This is a genomic window from Chitinimonas sp. BJB300 (genome assembly GCF_002735695.1).
Lineage (GTDB): Bacteria > Pseudomonadota > Gammaproteobacteria > Burkholderiales > Chitinimonadaceae > Chitinimonas.
In genome coordinates this window covers 16,075-33,762 of sequence record NZ_PDZH01000013.1, presented here as the reverse complement: position 1 = coordinate 33,762, position 17,688 = coordinate 16,075, and the positions used below count along the sequence as shown (strand labels likewise).

18 protein-coding genes are annotated in these 17,688 nt (G+C 55.1%); 7 read left to right on the top strand and 11 right to left on the bottom strand.

Annotated elements, in window-relative coordinates; genetic code table 11:
* Positions 1-189: 189 nt before the first annotated feature.
* Entirely contained in the window at positions 190-936 is a 747-nt protein-coding gene (locus CSQ89_RS03755; RefSeq protein ID WP_099404851.1) for a substrate-binding periplasmic protein, read from the bottom strand.
* Positions 937-1,221: 285 nt separating this feature from the next.
* Complete coding sequence (locus CSQ89_RS03750; RefSeq protein ID WP_374701302.1) at positions 1,222-2,181, bottom strand: histone deacetylase family protein; 960 nt, start codon at positions 2,179-2,181, stop codon at positions 1,222-1,224.
* Between the two features lie 122 nt (positions 2,182-2,303).
* Between CSQ89_RS03750 and CSQ89_RS03745 the strand changes: the two genes are divergently transcribed.
* From CSQ89_RS03745 to CSQ89_RS03730, 4 genes are all read left to right on the top strand, one after another.
* Complete coding sequence (locus tag CSQ89_RS03745) at positions 2,304-3,242, top strand: AAA family ATPase (RefSeq protein ID WP_099404849.1); 939 nt, start codon at positions 2,304-2,306, stop codon at positions 3,240-3,242.
* Positions 3,243-3,450: 208 nt separating this feature from the next.
* Positions 3,451-4,431 (top strand): DUF58 domain-containing protein, encoded by a 981-nt coding sequence (locus tag CSQ89_RS03740; protein WP_099404848.1) that lies wholly within the window; start codon positions 3,451-3,453, stop codon positions 4,429-4,431.
* Positions 4,428-6,365, top strand: coding sequence for a transglutaminase TgpA family protein (locus tag CSQ89_RS03735; RefSeq protein ID WP_099404847.1), 1,938 nt, complete (start codon positions 4,428-4,430; stop codon positions 6,363-6,365). The genes CSQ89_RS03740 and CSQ89_RS03735 overlap by 4 nt, the downstream gene beginning before the upstream one ends.
* A 39-nt stretch (positions 6,366-6,404) precedes the next feature.
* On the top strand, positions 6,405-7,073 hold the full coding sequence (locus CSQ89_RS03730; protein ID WP_158228891.1) for an EAL domain-containing protein: 669 nt from the start codon (positions 6,405-6,407) through the stop codon (positions 7,071-7,073).
* A gap of 515 nt (positions 7,074-7,588) precedes the next feature.
* On the opposite strand, the gene CSQ89_RS03725 is transcribed toward CSQ89_RS03730, so the two are convergent.
* The 4 genes from CSQ89_RS03725 to CSQ89_RS03715 form a co-directional block, all read right to left on the bottom strand.
* The gene (locus CSQ89_RS03725) at positions 7,589-8,320 is read right to left on the bottom strand and encodes a pseudouridine synthase (RefSeq protein WP_199065190.1); all 732 of its coding nucleotides are present in this window, start codon (positions 8,318-8,320) and stop codon (positions 7,589-7,591) included.
* Between the two features lie 5 nt (positions 8,321-8,325).
* Complete coding sequence (locus CSQ89_RS03720) at positions 8,326-8,652, bottom strand: YnfA family protein (protein WP_099404845.1); 327 nt, start codon at positions 8,650-8,652, stop codon at positions 8,326-8,328.
* Positions 8,653-8,846: 194 nt separating this feature from the next.
* Positions 8,847-9,023, bottom strand: a complete 177-nt coding sequence (locus CSQ89_RS22375; RefSeq protein ID WP_158228890.1) for a hypothetical protein — start codon at positions 9,021-9,023, stop codon at positions 8,847-8,849.
* Positions 9,024-9,443: 420 nt separating this feature from the next.
* Positions 9,444-10,337, bottom strand: a complete 894-nt coding sequence (locus CSQ89_RS03715) for a DMT family transporter (protein WP_099404844.1) — start codon at positions 10,335-10,337, stop codon at positions 9,444-9,446.
* 96 nt (positions 10,338-10,433) lie between these two features.
* Between CSQ89_RS03715 and CSQ89_RS03710 the strand changes: the two genes are divergently transcribed.
* The 3 genes from CSQ89_RS03710 to CSQ89_RS22370 all read left to right on the top strand — a co-directional run bounded on the left by CSQ89_RS03710 (position 10,434) and on the right by CSQ89_RS22370 (position 12,913).
* Positions 10,434-11,219 carry an AraC family transcriptional regulator gene (locus CSQ89_RS03710; protein WP_099404843.1) on the top strand — a complete coding sequence of 262 codons (786 nt, stop codon included), beginning with the start codon at positions 10,434-10,436 and terminating at the stop codon, positions 11,217-11,219.
* Positions 11,220-11,527: 308 nt separating this feature from the next.
* Positions 11,528-12,733 carry a cyanate transporter gene (locus CSQ89_RS03705; RefSeq protein ID WP_233202953.1) on the top strand — a complete coding sequence of 402 codons (1,206 nt, stop codon included), beginning with the start codon at positions 11,528-11,530 and terminating at the stop codon, positions 12,731-12,733.
* A 9-nt stretch (positions 12,734-12,742) separates the two neighbouring features.
* A complete protein-coding gene (locus tag CSQ89_RS22370) occupies positions 12,743-12,913 on the top strand; it encodes a hypothetical protein (protein WP_158228889.1) in 171 nt (56 codons plus the stop codon).
* Between the two features lie 19 nt (positions 12,914-12,932).
* On the opposite strand, the gene CSQ89_RS03700 is transcribed toward CSQ89_RS22370, so the two are convergent.
* From CSQ89_RS03700 to CSQ89_RS03675, 5 genes are all read right to left on the bottom strand, one after another.
* Positions 12,933-13,184, bottom strand: a complete 252-nt coding sequence (locus tag CSQ89_RS03700; protein WP_099404841.1) for a hypothetical protein — start codon at positions 13,182-13,184, stop codon at positions 12,933-12,935.
* A 21-nt stretch (positions 13,185-13,205) separates the two neighbouring features.
* The gene (locus CSQ89_RS03695; protein WP_139022830.1) at positions 13,206-13,604 is read right to left on the bottom strand and encodes a LysR family transcriptional regulator; all 399 of its coding nucleotides are present in this window, start codon (positions 13,602-13,604) and stop codon (positions 13,206-13,208) included.
* Between the two features lie 200 nt (positions 13,605-13,804).
* The gene (locus CSQ89_RS03685) at positions 13,805-14,866 is read right to left on the bottom strand and encodes a DUF1513 domain-containing protein (protein WP_099404838.1); all 1,062 of its coding nucleotides are present in this window, start codon (positions 14,864-14,866) and stop codon (positions 13,805-13,807) included.
* Between the two features lie 76 nt (positions 14,867-14,942).
* Complete coding sequence (locus CSQ89_RS03680; protein ID WP_099404837.1) at positions 14,943-16,082, bottom strand: imelysin family protein; 1,140 nt, start codon at positions 16,080-16,082, stop codon at positions 14,943-14,945.
* Between the two features lie 194 nt (positions 16,083-16,276).
* Positions 16,277-17,671, bottom strand: a complete 1,395-nt coding sequence (locus CSQ89_RS03675) for a di-heme oxidoreductase family protein (RefSeq protein WP_099404836.1) — start codon at positions 17,669-17,671, stop codon at positions 16,277-16,279.
* Positions 17,672-17,688: the final 17 nt, after the last annotated feature.

The window sequence follows — 17,688 nt, the reverse complement described above, 5'->3', positions numbered from 1 at the left end:
GCGTCGCCCTGCCAACTACAAAGTTACCTGATAGCTAGCGTGAGTAGGAGGTAGGCAAGGGTGGGTGAACGGGTAGGCATCACCTTAAGACTGTTTTACAGAGAGATGCCGATAGTGGGCCAATTGGCGTACTGAACGCTTTTAATTGCGTGGCTAGGGCCAGAAATGAAAGTGATTGTGAAATAGATACTATTCTGATTGTTCCAATTTTTTTGCCACACTATTTAAAGATTCGATAATTTTCTGATCTGTCCCTTTATTAATAGCGATATAAAGGTTGCTGTCAATTTCACTTAAAGGATAGGCGATAGTTACCAGGATAGTGTCAAGATTTAATTGTTCCATCTTTGCGTTAAGGCCAATTTCCGTCAGGATAGCGACATCACAACGGCCGGCCAGAAATTTTCTGATATTTGTTGTTGAATCAGGTGATTCATCTATTTTTGGAAAATTGTTACTCTTTAAATACTCAGCGCGGTAATCAGCCCGTACAGCACATACTGAATATTTTTTTTCATCATTGACACTGGTGATAACAATGTCTCTGCGGTTTGAAAGGCGATAGAAAAAGACGGTTGCATCATATAATTTATAGAAATATTCAAGTTTTTCTATTCTCTCCGGTGTCTTGACAATGGGGTAGATCATGACACTGGGTTTTATCAGTGCTTCTTGATAAGAGCGAGCCCAGGGTTGTACTTTGATATTTTCTTTTGGGTATTTTATTGCTTTAAGAAAGTCATCGAGTTTTTTTGTAGCTAGCCCTCCAATTTTTCCTTCAGTATCAACAGTGACATATGGCGGGTCGTTTTCAGTATAGATAGTAAGGTCTTTGAATTCATCCGCAGCATAAGCCACCTGTACTTGCACCAAGAAAGCAGTGTAGATAAAAATAATTAATCTGAGGCATTGTTTTGATTGAGGCGATTGAGTCATTGTTTTACGCCTTTAATTTGCCTCAAAAAACAAACTCAGCATGGTGCGCGTTAGTATGCGGGGTTTATGATTAGCCCATCCTTCGCATTTAATTATTTTTTGGTGATAAAGAAAGGCTGGTTGTATCTAATTTAGAATAGGGAAGGCATTAGTGCAAGTTGGCGGTGACAGAGAAGATTTAAATGCTGAAGCATCAGTAAATGTGTCATGCCCAATCCGTTTCCGAAAATTAATGCAGCCCTAGCCACGTTTTTTCTCCCTGACGCCTATTGCATTATCTATAAATCACAACCCTGTCAAAACCCGAATATGCGCTGCCACGCTTCGTCCCAGTGCTGATAAGTCATATCCGCCCTCCAATACCGACACCAGCCGTCCTTCGCCATATTCCGCTGCGACGTCCATCAAGCGTTCCGTTACCCAGGCGTAGTCGTCTTCGACCAAGCCCATGCTGGCCATTTCATCTTCGCGGTGGGCATCGAACCCTGCCGATATGAAAATCATCTGCGGTTTGAATTGATTAAGTGCGGGCAGCCAGCATTGCTCAACTGCTGTGCGGAATTCATCCCCCTTACTGCCTTGCTTGAGTGGCACATTCACCATATTCGGACCCATCGGTTGCTCACCGCTGTAAGGGTAGAACGGGTGTTGGAATGTAGAGACCATCAACACCTTGGGGTTGTCGTGGAAAATATCTTCTGTGCCATTGCCGTGGTGTACATCAAAGTCAGCGACGGCAATGCGCTCGACTCCGCGGCTAAGCGCATGGGCTACCCCCACGGCAAGGTTATTGAAAAAGCAGAAGCCCATGGCGCGCTTGGATTCGGCATGGTGGCCAGGTGGGCGGATAGCGCAAAACGCGTTGGCGGTGGTGCCGTCAATGACCAGATCGGTCGCCCGGACTACTGCGCCGGCGGCGCGCCATGCTGCGCGCAGGGTATGGGGGCACATGGCGGTGTCGGGGTCGAGGTGGGCAAGACCATGATGAGGTGAGAGATGGTCGAGCGATTCAACATAACTGGGGGAATGCACCAGGGCCAACTGCTGGCGTTCGACGAGTGGCGCTTCGATATGCAGGAGATGATCCCATAGACCGGCTGCCATCAGCCTATCCTGAATAGCAGCGAGTCGTTCAGGCGACTCCGGGTGATGGCGGCCCATATCGTGCAAGGCACAGTCCGGATGGGTGATATAGGCAGTGGGGGGGGATGAATCTAGGATTCTGCGGGCTAGCCAGCTAAGCAAGTTATGTCTCCCGGGCGTGTTGTTATGGATGCGCCTCTTGCCCACAGTCTAAAGCCGGGGGTGGTATAAACCAATAGACCACCACCTTGTAAAAGCGGTTTACGCGGGAAAATATCGTCATCATGAACGCTCCTCCTCCCAATTCCCCTTCTCTGGCGCCGGTACATGCCGTGTTGGACCAGCTCGATGCCTTTATCCTCGGCAAGAAGCGCGAGACGCGCCTGGCGCTGGCCTGCTTGCTGGGGCGAGGCCATTTGTTGATCGAAGATGTACCCGGTGTCGGCAAGACCACGTTGGCCCATGCGCTGGCGGCTACGCTTGGGCTGGCCTTTCAGCGGGTGCAATTCACCAGCGATATGCTGCCGGCTGACTTGATAGGTGTGTCGATTTACGATCGTGATAACCATGTGTTTCGTTTCCATGCCGGGCCTATCTTCAGCCAAGTAGTGTTGGCGGACGAAATTAACCGTGCAACGCCCAAGACGCAATCGGCTCTGCTAGAGGCAATGGAAGAGCGCCAGGTTACGCTGGATGGCGAAACACGCATCCTGCCCGACCCGTTCTTTGTCATCGCTACGCAGAATCCGGCCAGTCAGATTGGCACCTTCCCCTTACCTGAATCGCAACTGGACCGTTTTTTGATGCGCATTACCCTGGGCTACCCCGATGCCGCAGCCGAGCGCGCCATGCTGCTAGGGGAGGACCGGCGCGATATGTTGAAAGATGCCCGCGCCGTGATTACCCATGCGGAGTTAGCGGAATTTCAGTCAGCGGTACGCCGCGTGCATGTCGCCCCTGCGTTGGTGGACTATGTGCAGGCTTTGGCTCGCGCCACGCGCGATTCAACTGAATTCCACAATGGTTTGTCACCGCGTGCGGCCTTGGGCTTGTTGGCTGCCGCCCGAGCCTGGGCATTGCTGGCAGGCCGTGAGATGGTGATTCCTGAAGACGTACAGGCTGTGTTTGGCCCCGTCGCCACCCATCGCCTGCTGGCCCGCGCCAGCAATCGGCCGCAACCCGAACTGGTAATCCGGTTGTTGGGCGAGGTAGCGATCCCTTGATCCGTCTTTAGTCCACCACGTACGCTTATGTACCTTTACCCTCCCGCGCTGAAACCGTTGCCCCACGAGCTGTGCAGCGCCGTGGCCGGTGCGGTACACCGTTTATGGCAACCAGTTGCTCGGTTACCCGTTCTACCGGCAAACGCTGCGTGGGCGATCTCCCTCTCCGCATCTACCAATCAAGCGGATATAGGCTGCGCCTAGAACCATGCTCAAACTCCCCAAGGCCCTCACCCAACCGTTCAGCAGCCGGTGGCAAGCTTGGCTACACCGCCGTCATCCAAGTGGGCGTGCGCAGCTGTTGACGCAAAACCGTGTCTACATATTCCTTAGCCGCAGCGGGCTGATGTTTGTTGTCATGACGCTGACGATGCTGGGTGGCGCCATCAATTACGATTTGGCTCTCGCCTATCTTTTGGTGTTCTTGCTGCTGGCGATGGCGCTGGTGTCCATTTTCCATACCTTCCGCAACCTATTGGGTTTGCAGATTGCGCCAGGTCGGGTCGAGCCCTGTTTTGTGGGCGAATCGGCGCGGTTCGAAGTGGTGTTGGAAAATGCCGGTGCCCTGCCACGCCACAATATTGTCCTGCGTTATGACGAAGCCGAGACGGCAATTGATGTGCTAGCGGCCGATAATGCCCGAGTATGGCTCAGTTTGCCGGCGCCGCAACGGGGCTGGCTGCGAGCACCCCGCCTGGGTATTGAAACCCATTGGCCTCTCGGTGTGTTCCGGTCGTGGTCGTATGCCAATTTCGAACAACGTACCTTGATCTACCCCAAGCCCGAAGTGAATGCGCCACCGTTGCCGCAGGCGGCTGAGGGTGTCGGGGAGGGGGTGATTACCCCGCGCGGGCAGGATGACTTTGCCGGGCTGCGCCCTTTTCAGCGTGGCGATTCTCCACGTCATGTAGCTTGGAAGGCAGCGGCGCGCGACGACGGCTTGATGGTGAAGGAATTCCATGGCGAGGCATCTCATGCCCTGTGGCTGGATTGGGATGCCTTGCCACCCGGGTTGGATAGCGAAGCCCGGCTGGCACGGCTGACCGCTTGGGTGTTGATGGCTCATGCGGCTGGGCTGAGCTTCGGCCTGAGTCTACCTACCCGACGTTTGCCGCCCGAACATGGAGACTTACAGCGCGATGCCTGTTTGGCGGCGTTGGCGCTTTATGGCATCAAGGAGCCCGAATGAAGATCGAGCGCCTGGACCATTACCAAGTCTTCGCTCTGCTGGTTGTGTTAATGGGCTTGTTGGGGGCGCATGTCAGCCGACTGCCTAATTGGTTGCTGGGGGTGTTGGCGCTGCTGTTCGTGTGGCGTGCATGGTTGCAGCATAAACAATGGCGCATGCCGCCCAAATGGCTGCTGTTGCCGGTTGTTTTCGGCGTGGTGACAGGCATATACCTCGAATACCATACCCTGATAGGCCGCACTGCCGGTGTCACGTTGCTTGCCGCACTGGTGGGGGCGAAACTGCTGGAGACGCGAACCCGGCGCGATGCTTTGCTATTGGTCTATCTCGGTTACTTTCTGGTTGTAACCAATTTTTTGTTCGACCAAAGTGTCGCCATGGGTTTGTACCTGAGTGCAATGGTATTGGCGATCAGCACGTTGTTGGTGAGTTGGAATTCATTGGGGGGATGGACGGGGCGTAGGCAACGGGCAGTCGACCAGTTGGTTTTCGCCGGGAGTCTAATGTTGCAAGCCATACCGCTGATGGTATTGCTGTTCGTATTCTTCCCTCGCATTGAGGGACCATTGTGGCGGTTGCCACAGGATAGGAGCGGGGTGGGTTCGGGTTTGTCGGACACCATGTCGCCCGGCAGTTTTTCGAACATGTCCAAGGACGATACCGTGGCGTTCCGCGTGAGCTTCAGCGATACACGTCCTAGCCAGGACATGTTGTATTGGCGCGGTCCCGTATTTGACCAATATGACGGCCATACCTGGACCCAGGCATCGCCTGGCTTGCTGACCGAAAACCCCGTCGAAGCGGTGGCCGGTAAGTCCATCCCCTATGTTATGACGCTGGAGCCCCACCAACGTGCGTGGCTGTTGGCATTGGAGATGCCCACAGCGCTGCCCGAAGGCGCGCGCATGAGCGAGCAATACCAAGTAGTGAGCCGACGCAATATCGACAAGCGTTTGCGCCTGAATATGCAGGCTGCTGTGCAATATCGTGTGGGCGCCAAGGAGGCGGATGCGCAATTGAACCGTTCTCTGCAATTGCCCAAGGTGGTTAACCCGCTCGCCCGGGCCGCCGCGGAGAAGTGGCGCAATCTACTGCCGGCAGAGCGCGTGATTGAAGCACTGCGATTTTTTGGCACCCAGGGCTTGACCTATACGCTTGAACCGCCTTTGTATGGCAAGAATGCAGTGGACGACTTCGTCTTTGTCGGTAAGCAGGGATTTTGCGAGCACTTTGCCGGTGCCTTCGTTTTCATGTTGCGCGCAGCCGGCGTGCCTGCCCGCGTGGTGGGTGGCTATCAGGGCGGTGAAGAGAATGGGGACTATCTGATCATTCGCCAAGCCGATGCGCATGCGTGGACGGAAGTCTGGCTTGAGGGCAAGGGCTGGCAGCGGGTGGACCCGACCTTCGCCGTTGCGCCTTCCCGTATTCAGGAAGGTCTGGCTTCGGCAGTTGGGGCTGAAGATCTGCCTTACCTGATGCGACTTGACAACAATGTGATCAAACGCATGCGCTTGTTGCTCGATAGTGCGGTGAATGGGTGGAATCAATGGGTGATTGGCTATACCCCAGAGCGGCAACGAGAGCTGTTACGAAAGCTGGGTATTAACGATTTATTGTCTTCGGGCTTTCTGGCTTGGTTCATCGGCTCGGTGTTTTCTTTGGTGGCACTGAGCGCAGCTTGGTTACTCTGGCGTGCACGGCCGCGCCGCCCCGACCCTGCCAAGCAGGCTTGGGATAGGTTCTGCCGCAAGTTGGCAGGCCTTGGCCTTCAAGTTGGTTTGGCAGAAGCGCCGAGCGACTTCGCCCTGCGGGCAAAGCGGGCCTTGCCAGAACGGGCGTCAGCCATCGACGACGTGTTGGGTGACTATCTGGCGGTGCGTTATGGCAGCCAGCCGGCGCTGGCTAATCTTGCGCGCAAGGTGCGCGAATTCTGAGAACCTGTCTAAAGACTGCTGCACGTCAGCAATACGGCGTTGAGAACACCTTCCCCGGAACAGGGCTTGGTTCCTCCCGGCAAGTTTATTTCTGTGGCGGGAAAGTCCGGCCTGATTCTTGAAATTGACGCCTGGGTACTGCAAGAGGCTTGTCGGCAAGGCATGTTGTGGGAGCAGGAAGGGCTGGGTGAGTTGACGAAGTCGGTCAATCTTTCGCCAGTACAGTTTCGCCGTGGCGATGTGGAAAGCGTTGTCGTCAACGCCTTGGCGCATTCTGGATTGTCACCCAGCCATCTTGATCTGGAAATGACGGAGTCGCTGCTGATTGATGACTCAACGCAACTGACGGAATTGCTGGGCCGTTTACGCGCGCGGGGGCTGACTTTCTCGATTGATGATTTTGGTACTGGCTACGCCAACTTGGGCTACCTCAAGCGTTTTGGGGTGGAGCGCTTGAAAATAGACCAAAGCTTCGTACACCGGTTGACCGAGGAAGTAAACGACGAAGCCATTGTCCGCGCCATTATCCAGATGGCGCATAGCCTGAAGCTGACGACTGTCGCCGAGGTAATCGAAGATGCCGAAACATTGGCGAGGTTACGCGATTTAGGCTGTGATCGAGGCCAGGGTTTTTACTGGTCACCAGCACTACCTGCTGATGAGTTCCTGGCTTTTGTGCGGCAGTATCAAACCAAGCGCCAAGCGTAGCTCGAAGCGGGACATCCTCCTGGTGGGGATTGGGAGTGGTTTAAATCCACACCCCTACGGGACAAGGCTGTGCGTGGCTTGTGGGTAGTTAGGCCAAGTGCTTGAACCCATAAAGTAATTTCTGGTTGCTTAAAAATAAGGCATATCCCGGTTTACACAGCTAAATCATGTGCGTAAGCAGTGAATACTCGCTACCTTCCCTATTTTTACTACTGGCGGTATTGCGTCTGTGTGTGAATCCACATTCCAGCGGGACAAGGCTGTGTGCAGGCTGTGGACAGCTAAGCCAAGTGTTTGAACTTAGGTGGCAATTTAGATATGCCTAAAAATTAAGCATCCCGAGGTTTATGCACCTAAACCCCTTGTTAAGCCTCCAAATCCACCACGCCGCGCCTTTTCTTTGTAGTTCTGTTGCCGGATGCGTGTGTGAATCCACATCCCGGCGGGACAAGGCTGTGTGTGGCCTGTGGACAGACAGGACAAGTGCTTGAACACTAAGAGTAAATCTGGGCTGCCTAAAATTTGGGCAATGTCCAACCTAGCGCCAGTATGAGGTTGGCGAAGTCATCGCCCAGTGGCGCTACTATCTTTACTGGTATGCCACTGGCAGGATGGATGAAAGACAGTTCAGTGCATGCGAGCAGCAGGCGTTGGCTGCCATAGAGTTGTGTGAACAATCGGTTGTGTTGGCCTTTGCCATAGGTGGCATCGCCGATGATGGGGTGGGCAATATGCTTTAAATGCCGCCGTAGTTGGTGCTTACGGCCGGTGACCGGGTCGAGCGCCACCAGTGCATAGCGGCTGCTGGGGTAGCGGTCGACCGAATGGGGCAAGGTGATGCACGCCAATGTGCGATAGCGGGTAAGCGCTTCTTGCGGAGGGGCAATCGTGTCGGGTTGGCGCTCGTAATCATCGTACTGGCGGCTCAGTGGGTAGTTGATTTCGCCTTCATCAGTTGGCCAGCCACGCACAATGGCCAGATAGCGCTTTTGTACCGTACCGGCTTCAAACTGGCGTGAGACTGCCCGTGCACTGTCGGCATCCAGGCCGAACAGCAGTACACCTGACGTGCCTTTATCAAGGCGGTGAATGGCATGTACACGTTGGCCTATCTGGTCCCGTACTTCCTGCAAAGCAAAGCGCGTTTCCCTTCGGTCGATTTCAGAACGATGTACCAGCAATCCAGATGGCTTATGGATGGCGATGAGTTGCGCATCGTGGTGGAGAATGGGGTGGATGTATTGCATGGACTTTAGTGACGTGGCGCTATTACGATGATGGCTGTGCCGCAGAGTACCAGGGCTACACCAGCCAAGTCCCAAAGCGTGGGGCGGATGCCGTCAACCAACCATAGCCAAGCCAGCGCCACGGCGACATAGACGCCGCCGTAGGCTGCATATACTCGGCCACTGGCGGCGGGATGCAGACTCAGCAACCAGACAAAAGCCATCAAGCTGGCCGTTGCTGGTAAAAGCAACCACGCTTTGCCACGACCGGAAAGCCAAAGCAGGGGCAGAAAACAACCAAGTATTTCTGACAGGGCGGTAAGAAGATAAAGCGAGAAGGTTTTCAGTAGCATGGTCGCTACTCTAGCTCGGATGCTTAGTCGTTGTTAGAACCTGTCTAAATTCTCGCGAGCTAAAGCAAGACAAGGCGAAAACAACCGAGGAAGCGGCGTTTACGCGTGGTAAATGCGCATTCCTAGGGTGCTTTCAACGCCGTATTGCTGATGCACAGCAGACTTTCTAAGCCCAGCTGGTAGGACGTTATAGATCAGGCGAATGCTTGTCGTGGCCGGGCAAGAGTGGGCAAAGTCGCCGTATTGGGTAGCTTACAGTCTGTACGTTGCGATTGATGGATGCCAAATCCACTTTCTTCCCGGGTTTGCAATATCTGGTTTCGTTGGGTAAGGACAAGATGCCACATGGCTTCAATTTTGGAGGTTGGCATGGCGTTTTCCCTTGCTAAACAAGAGCGATATGGAGTATGGCTTTGCGGCCGACACATTTTGGATAGCCAAGTAACCTGCAAAATGCATGCCAAATGCATACTTGTCCTGCACACCAGAACACAGGGATAAGTGACTTAAAGACCTGCCGTAAATGGGCACTCTGTACGCAGTTGTGTTTGGTGCAAGCCGCTTGGATTGGAGATTCCGGGGCGCTTTACAGTGTGCTCTGCCGCCTCAGTTTGCCGCGCTGGCGCGGTAGTGGTGCTATTACGTGCTGTTGTGCATGCATGCAGGCGACGATGATGGATCAAAACGTCAAATCTAGCGGCGTATCGCAGATTTGTGGCGACGGTGCGATATCGTATGGGGTGCCAGCCTGGCCCGCGATGAGCACAGGCCACATGATCTATTGTGTGCCACTAAGCCGTTTGTGGGCGACGTGCCCATAGCTTGCCGATGGCATCGCCTTGCGTCAGGCTGACCCCAAGTAAGATCAACCCACCGCCTATCCAGTGATAGGTCTGGATGGTTTCGCCCAAGGTTGCGCTGGCAATCAAGGCGGTGAACAAAGGCAGTAGGTTCATGAAAATGGTTGTACGTTCGCTGCCCAGGTGCGTAATGCCGCGCATCCAGAAGTAGGGGGCGACCACAGAAGCGGCAACACTAGCAAACAGAACCAGGGGAATGCCTTGGCTGGGAATAGCCAAACTGTTGGCTGTCAGCGCCAGCGGTGTCAGCACCAGCATGGCTAACATCACTTGCACATATAGATTCAGCCAAGCGCCGAAGGGGGGTGACCAACGCTTGAGCAAGATGCCGTATAACGCATAGGCGCTTGTTCCGATCAACATCAGCACATCGCCACGATTGATACTGCTGGCCAAGAGGCTAACCGGATTTCCCTGACCAAGCAGATACAGCACGCCCGTCAGCGAAAATGCCACGCCCAACAAGGCGGCCTGCCCAACACGTTGGCGAAAGATCAGGCCGTTGAGCAGTAAACCAAGTAATGGCATTAGCGCACAGATCACACCCATATTGGTGGCGGTTGTATCGTGCGCTGCGTAGTAGGTAAGGCACTGGTAAAGCACCATACCGAGTAAGGCCAGTACGGCGAACCGGCCCAGGTGAGGGCGGATTGCCTGCCGTTGTAGCCAGAAGGCGCGCAATGCGAACGGGGTGAGTACCAGCAATGCAATCAGCCAACGGTAGAAGGAAATGGCGGCAGGGTCCAGGACCTGTGCCGCTGCTTTGGACACCACCGTGTTACCGGCCCAAATCAATACGGCAAAAAGGGGAAATAGCACAGGCATGGCAGGCTCCTTACTCATGGAAGTGGCCATTTTATGCTTGTCTGTTTTGTTACTTATAATTCAAAACAGACAATTCAATAAGTAGAATCTGACAATATGCCGCTACCTTACCTTGCTGGGGACCTGGATCTGCCGCCACCCGCTCCACTGTATTTTCGGTATGACCATTTGGAGGCCCGTAGCGAGTGTGGCCGCCATTGCCACCCTTGGGGCCAGTTGGGCCTAATCAATCTTGGATTGATGGAACTGGAATTCGCCAGCCAAAGATTGACTGCACCGGCTGATTATCTGGTTTGGATTCCAGCCCATATACCGCATGCTTCCTACGTGCGCCAAGCATTGGAATACACTTCGATCTATGTCAGCACCGAGCAAGCCGAACGCCTACCTGCCGATCCATGTCTTATTGCACAAAGCCCGTTGATTCGCGCCCTGTTTGAAGATTTTTGTCAGCGTCGTGTGGGGGCGATGGTGGATGTATGGGATGTCCGCCAAGCTGAATTGCTGGTGGAACACTTGGTGCGCGCCGGCCGACAAGCCAGCTATCTGCCAGACAGCGAAGACAGGCTGCTGATGCCTATTTTGCAGACGATACGCCTCGACCCTGCCGATGCACGTACCCTGGCGCAATGGGCCCAGCATGTACACACCACCGAGCGGACATTGGCCCGTCGCTTTCAGGCAGAACTGGGGATGAGTTTTGTACAGTGGCGCAACCGTGCGCGGTTCCTGAAGGCGTTGGCGTGGTTGAAGGAAGGCTGGCCGGTACAGGACATTGCCGGCAGGTTAAGCTACGGTACGCCCTCTGCGTTCATTGCGATGTTCCGTAAACAGGTTGGCTTCTCGCCCGAGCGATATCGGCGGCAGATGGGTGGGGAGTGATTTCCTCGACAGCCTGTTTATCTGCGAGGCTACGGCTCGCGCTAGCTGTTTTGCTTTTTGACACTGGCTTTCGGGCAGTACATGGGCCTTGATCAGGGTTGCGCAGCAGACTTTGACCGGTTCTTAGGGACTGCCGTACATACGGCATCACAATGTAGCCACTGGTATGCGGCTTACTTGCAGGGTCAAGGATTGTCGATTTAGGTGGGTATTTGATTCTTAAATCATCCCATTTGTCTTTCTGATTGGCGCGCCGGCTGTATCGGGTACTCTCGATGCTTGATGCAACGTCCCGGTGGAAGATGAACATGTCCAAAAGTATGACCCAAAGTCTGGCACTGCCTGCCAGCATGGTGATGACCTACAGCACCATTATTCTGGTCGCGTTGAATCTACGTCCCTCCATGGCAGGGATCGGGCCCTTGCTCAATCGCATCCAGGCGGACATCGGTATCAGCTTCACCCAGGCATCACTGCTGACGATGTTGCCGATACTGGCAATCGGCTTGGCCTCGTTTGTGGGCATCCGGTTGGCGCTGCGCTTTGGTGAGAGCCGGGTGATGGTGCTGGCGCTGGGATTGATCGGTGCTGCGACGGCACTGCGTGCTTTCAGTTCTGGCCTGTACGATCTGCTTCTGACTGCGTTATGCGCTGGGGTTGGCATTGCACTGATCCAATCACTGATGCCGGTATTGATCAAATCAGCCATACCCGACCGACTTACTTTCAGTATGGGCGTGTACGTCAGCGCATTGATGGGTGGCGCGGCGATATCCGCAGCGACGGTACCTTGGCTTGCCGACCATCTGGGTGGCTGGCGCATTGCTTTAGCGTTGTGGGCATTGCCATCGGCATTGGCACTTTGGGGGTGGCAGCGGTCGAGCGATGTGCTGGTGCTGCCGCCGATCAAACTTGATGCCGAAGAAAAAGCCACGCCGTTTTATCGTTTGCCACGTGCGTGGACCTTGGCGCTCTTTTTCGGCCTGGGCACGGCAGGTTATACCTGTCTGCTCGCCTGGTTGCCGCCGTTTTATCTCTCACTGGGCTGGACTGCCAACGCCTCTGGCTTGCTGCTGAGTTTCATGACGGCTGCAGAGGTGGTGGCAGGCTTACTGATGCCTAGCCTCGCCAAGCATTCCAAGGATCGCCGCCTGGTGCTTGCCGGGGTGCTCCTGTTATCCATCATCGGCTTTGTTGGTCTTTGGCTTGCGCCGCTTCACTTTGCTTGGTTGTGGGCGTTGATAGTCGGCCTGGGTATTGGTGGATTGTTTCCCCTGAGCATGATCGTGACCTTGGACCACCATGATGACCCGCGTAGAGCAGGGGGGCTGCTCGCATTCGTACAGGGTATCGGTTATCTGTTGGCCAGTGTTTCCCCGCTCATTGCCGGGCGTTTGAAGGAAGTATTCGCGAGCTTCGGGCCTGCCTGGTTTACGTTGACCCTGGTGTTTGTCGTGATGCTGGTGATCAACCTGCGCTTCAACCCCAAAACTTATCCTGGGTTGGTGGACTGAGTCTTCGCAATGTCTCGCATCTGCTGCATCAATCAGCGTGTGGTGACTGGGCGCAACGGGTATTTGGGCCAGATCATATCGATGGTGAAACTGGGGCAGCCGGCTGGGGCGTGGTGGACGGAGATGCCGGGTGGAATGGCGAGGGTAGGCAGCAACCTGCGTGGCAATGCGAGTATCTGATTAGGGTGTTTGAGGTTGTTTATGCACCCTTGGTGGGACGAAGTCCGCGCCACGACGTGCCTTGACTGCCCCTGGCCAGCCAACCATCAATAATGGTGTTCTGCGACAACCAGGGAGTAGGGTAGAGATGCTCGGCTTGGCAATAGTCAGCCAGGGTAAGCTTATGTGGCTGTTTGCCAGGAGAGAGGCAGACAAAGTCATCTTCAAACAGCGATTCCCACTGCAGATCGGGATGGAGGCGGTGATAGCCCGGTCCGTAACCAAACGCCATATCCACATCTCCAGCCAATAACTATCCGATAGGTAGTTCCGTCAGAAAGTGCTGCAGGTTGATGCCCGGTGCAATGCGACTGTCGAGCACGCGTTCCAATAGGTCGGGTAACAGCAGTAATTCGAAATACTCCTGCAAGTAAAGCTGAATAGGTTGCTGTGCTGGCTGAATGGGGGCCGGGTTATCGAGTTCTGCGCAGAAATTGACCGCGTCGAGAATGTTTTGCAGATAAGGGGCAATGCGCTGCGCCTTGGCGGTGGCAATAAAGCGGTTCTGGCAGATCTCGAATAAGGGATCGTCAAAACTGGTTCTCAACCGCTTATGGCAATAGCTGACGGTGGGTTGGCTGATGCTTAGAACTTGTCTAAATTCTGCTACGCGTCGGCAATATGGCGTTGAAAACACCCTCGGAATGCTCATTTACCACTTGTAAACTCGGCTTCCTCGGCTGTTTTCGCCTTATCTTGCCTTAGCTCGCGAGACTTTAGACAGGTTCTTAAACGTTCAGCCGTTAGCCTAGCATTATTGGTATCGATGAGGCTGAGGAAGATGGCAACGTCTTGAATATCGAGTTTGCGCAGCAGATTTTTATTGAGCATGGCAGAAGGTGTGTAGCCCCACTATTGTGCGCCGGAAATCACCGTCAAATGGTTATCCCAATGATGTGGATAACGCTCCACCATTTGCAATTTCAAGTTACCGGATTGCAGATGCCAGATTTCCCCCCCTTCGCCGCTGGCCAGCCAATTGCCATCCAGTGATGCCGCGCCAAAGACCCTTGGCAGGGGAAGTTGGGCTGTCGGCTGGCCTGTGCTGCTCCACTCGGTAAGCAGGTTGCCGGTCGGGCAGGGCATAAGAAAGCGATCGCCCAAGGCAGCCAGGCTGGCAGCATAGCCCTGCATGGCTTGGCATAAATCAGGTGGCGTATCGGCGTAACCAAATTGGCCATCGCGCAGAATGGCCAGCACGGGCGACAAATTGCTGCCCTCATTCTGTAGCGCTGCACCGAGCGTACCATCTGCGGTGACATCCAGATGGCGAATGGACAGTTTGTTATCAGGCAGGCGGTATTCCTTCAGCAATCCACCATCCCTGCTGTCGATCAGTACCAACGATGGGTTCATCCGGCCGATATTGCGTTTGTAGCGGCCGGTTTCCGGCAAGGTGAGGATGCCGCCATTGGCAACCGCAAGCGTATGGCGATCGAGCCAGAGAATTTCATGCGGGCCCACACCATGGCTGGGGCGGTCTTCCAGGCGTTTGAAGTTGCGTGCATCACGCACCACAAGGCGACCTACCCCGTTGCGTTCATCCGTTTCAGCAGTGATCAGTTGCTTGCCGTCATGGCTGAATACTGCGTGGCCAACCAGATTACGCTCGTCTTCCAGCTCGAAGTGTTGCAACAGCCGGCCGCGTCGCCAGTCGATACGCGCGAGATAGTAACCGGGTCGGCGTGCCACTACGATGGCTTCGCCAAAACGGTTGGGGTCGGGGATCAGCACATGGCCGCGGCCGGGTAGTTTGGCCGAAGGGCGCGATAGATTTCCAGCGCACCACGTTTCTTCCTCATCCCAACCAGCGGAGAGAATGACTGGACTACGTTTGGCTGGATTGGCAGCGTATAGCGACCAAGTGGTTAGAGTAAGGCTGGCAGCAAGAAAGTGGCGGCGGCTTAGGGGCATGGTGTAGGACTAGGCATTGAGCCGAGCAAGGGGCGCTGACATGGTGCTGCCAGCGCCAAGCTCGGCAGGGAAACAGCTAGTCGCCGTCGCTGTCTTTAAAACCAATTGTGATCCCTACTGCATCTGCTACCTGTAACTCCACCAAACTTTGCAAGCGTTTAATCAAATCCAGGAAGGGCTTCAGCGCTATAGGGTTGCGGCTGCCGGCTTGGGCGATGTCTTCGGGCAGCTTGGCCAACACTTCGCGCGCAATACGAATCTCATCCCTCAAGTGCTGGGCCAGAAGGGGTTTGTCGGCTGCGGCCAGCCGGTCAACAAAACTGGGACTGTTATTTGGGCCTGGGGCCAGGAAAATGCTTTCCAGCGTGCCTAGGGTTGCGGTGAGGCCTGCCTTGGTCTGGTGGCTGCGCCAGGCATCGAAATCTTGTCTTGCGGCTTGCTTGATGATCTTGCTGCTGCCAAGGCGGGCTAGTTTTTTGTCCCGTAGATTTTGCAAACTGCTCGCAATCAGGTTAACGGCTTCTTCAAAGGCTTGCCGTCCGGTTTCTGTGTCGTACTGCTGGCGTTCGAAGGTCTGCCAGTCGGCTAATAGTCCTGCGCTCTCTGTCGCCACTTCGCGGGCAAGGGCAACGCTGTATTGGCAGCGCTGGCGAAAGTGCAGCCGGCCCAACTGCGCTTTGGCGCGGTCATCCCCCCAAAGTAGGTACTCCAAGGCGGGTAGGCCTTGCGCCGCGGCGCCGACGCTATCGGCAATCGGCGCGTCTTTTTCAACGAGGCGGACGGCTTCTTCCACCTTGGGTGACCGGCTCGGCCAGACGTCGATCTGCCACGCAGTACGCCGTGTCAGCGTAGGGCCCATTGGCAGCGCTTCGACAGTACGCCAGGCGGCATAGGTGCTCTTCCAGTCCTTGCGCGCCTGCTCAAGTTGGTCGGCTTTCAGGCGCTGGCATAGAGTCGCTACGCTATCACGCAGTTTGGCGCTGTTGTCAGCCAAGGTCTGAATGCGCGGCAATTGTTGTGTTTGCCAGTTCATGACAGTGGCGGCGGCATCAAGGCTGCTGACAGGTGTAGTGGTAACTAAGGCCGACGATGTAGTTGCAACGGTGGGGACTGTCTGTGCCACAGAGGTTGTTGGTTCGGCTGCGATACGCGGCGATTGGGTGGCGCAGGCGGTGGCCAGAAAGCTGGTAGTCAACGCGAGGGTGAGATGTTTCATATGCGAATTCCTTACTGCTGACGAACCTCATCGGTTCGTTGATACAGGGCTGCCAAATAGGGGCAGAGCTGAGATAGGGTGCCGTAAAGACCGACAATATGACAATTGGTTGCATTGGTCGACGCTGACGTGCTGATTGCGCGGTGGGTTCAACAACGTAGCGGACAGATGTAGGAAACCGGCCTGTATTGGGTTTATAGCGTCTGAAGGAATGCGACAAGATTCTCTCTGTCCTCTTTGGACAGCTTCAGTACGTATTGCTGGGCGCCTTCCGCTTCGCCGCCATGCCACAGGATCGCTTCCATCAGGTTCCGTGCGCGGCCGTCGTGCAGGTAGCGAGTGTGTCTGTTGACCGCCTTTACCAAGCCAAGGCCCCATAGCGCAGGCGTTTTCCAGTCGCGGCCTCCTGCTGCAAAGTCTGGACGTCCATCGGAGAGACCTTCGCCCATATCGTGCAATAGCAGGTCGGTATAGGGGTAGATTGTCTGGCCGCCAAGCTGGGGTAAGGATTTGAAGTTGCCGGTTACATATTTGGGCACATGGCAGGTGGCGCATTGCGCCTCGTAAAATACAGTGCGACCCCGCTGGACCGATGCGGTGCTCTGATCCCGTGCAGCAGGGACTGCGAGGGTCCGGCTATAGAAGATCACTTTGTTGAGGAGGTCTTCACTGATTTCAGGTTTGCCACCACTAGGAGCTTTCAGGCAATCAGTTTGCGCTGCAGTGCATTCCTCGTGCGGATTACGCTTCGATGTAATCCCGATATCGCCAATGAACGCACCAGCGCTTTGGTGTGCCACGCTGGCGGTATTGGCCTTCCAGCCATAGCGGCCAATCAGTTTTTGTCGGGCGTAGGCATCCCAAACATAGTTGGGCCGGCCTTTGATCGTACCTCCCGCTGCCGCCTGTGCTTTCGCATTGGCCAGAATGTCGGCAGGTTTGATGGCTTCCAGCAGCCCCAGGCCAATCATTTGCGGCGCAATGCGTGGCGAAACCATGGTATCCGGGCGCATGGGTCCATAGCCCAGGTCGGTAAACTGATAGGTGGGTTTGAGCAAGGTATACGGTTCGCCATCGGCAAACTGGTTAGTGACTTCGGTGTAGTGGATAGCGACCTGGCCTTCTGGCTTTACATCGCTAACCGCATCGTTATTGAACTGGCCACCATAAACGGGTTCTGGCTTAGGGCCGCCGTGCGCATCCTGGCCTGGCACTGAAAGCCGGAACAGCAGCGCCATCGGTTGCTCGCCCTGTAGGTTATTCTCAAAACTGGGCGGTGCACCGCGACCGTCTTGCGTGTGGCAGGCCCCACAAGATCGGGCGATGAAATGTGGGCCAAGTCCGTCACGGGCTGTGGTGGAGGCGGGTGCTTCCACCCAGTTCTTCTTGAAGAAGGAGTTGCCGATCACGAAGTCAGTGCGCTGGCGGTCGGTCAGATTGGCCAAGGGCAATGAAAAAGCATTCTGGCCCTGGTCGAATATCGTGGTCTGGCCACCGGGCAGGCGTTCGCTTGCCTCATAAGGGGGGACCAGCACAACACTGGCTGCTGTTGCGGCGGTGACAAGTACTAAGGGAAGCAAAATTTTCATGCGGTCGTTTCACAACA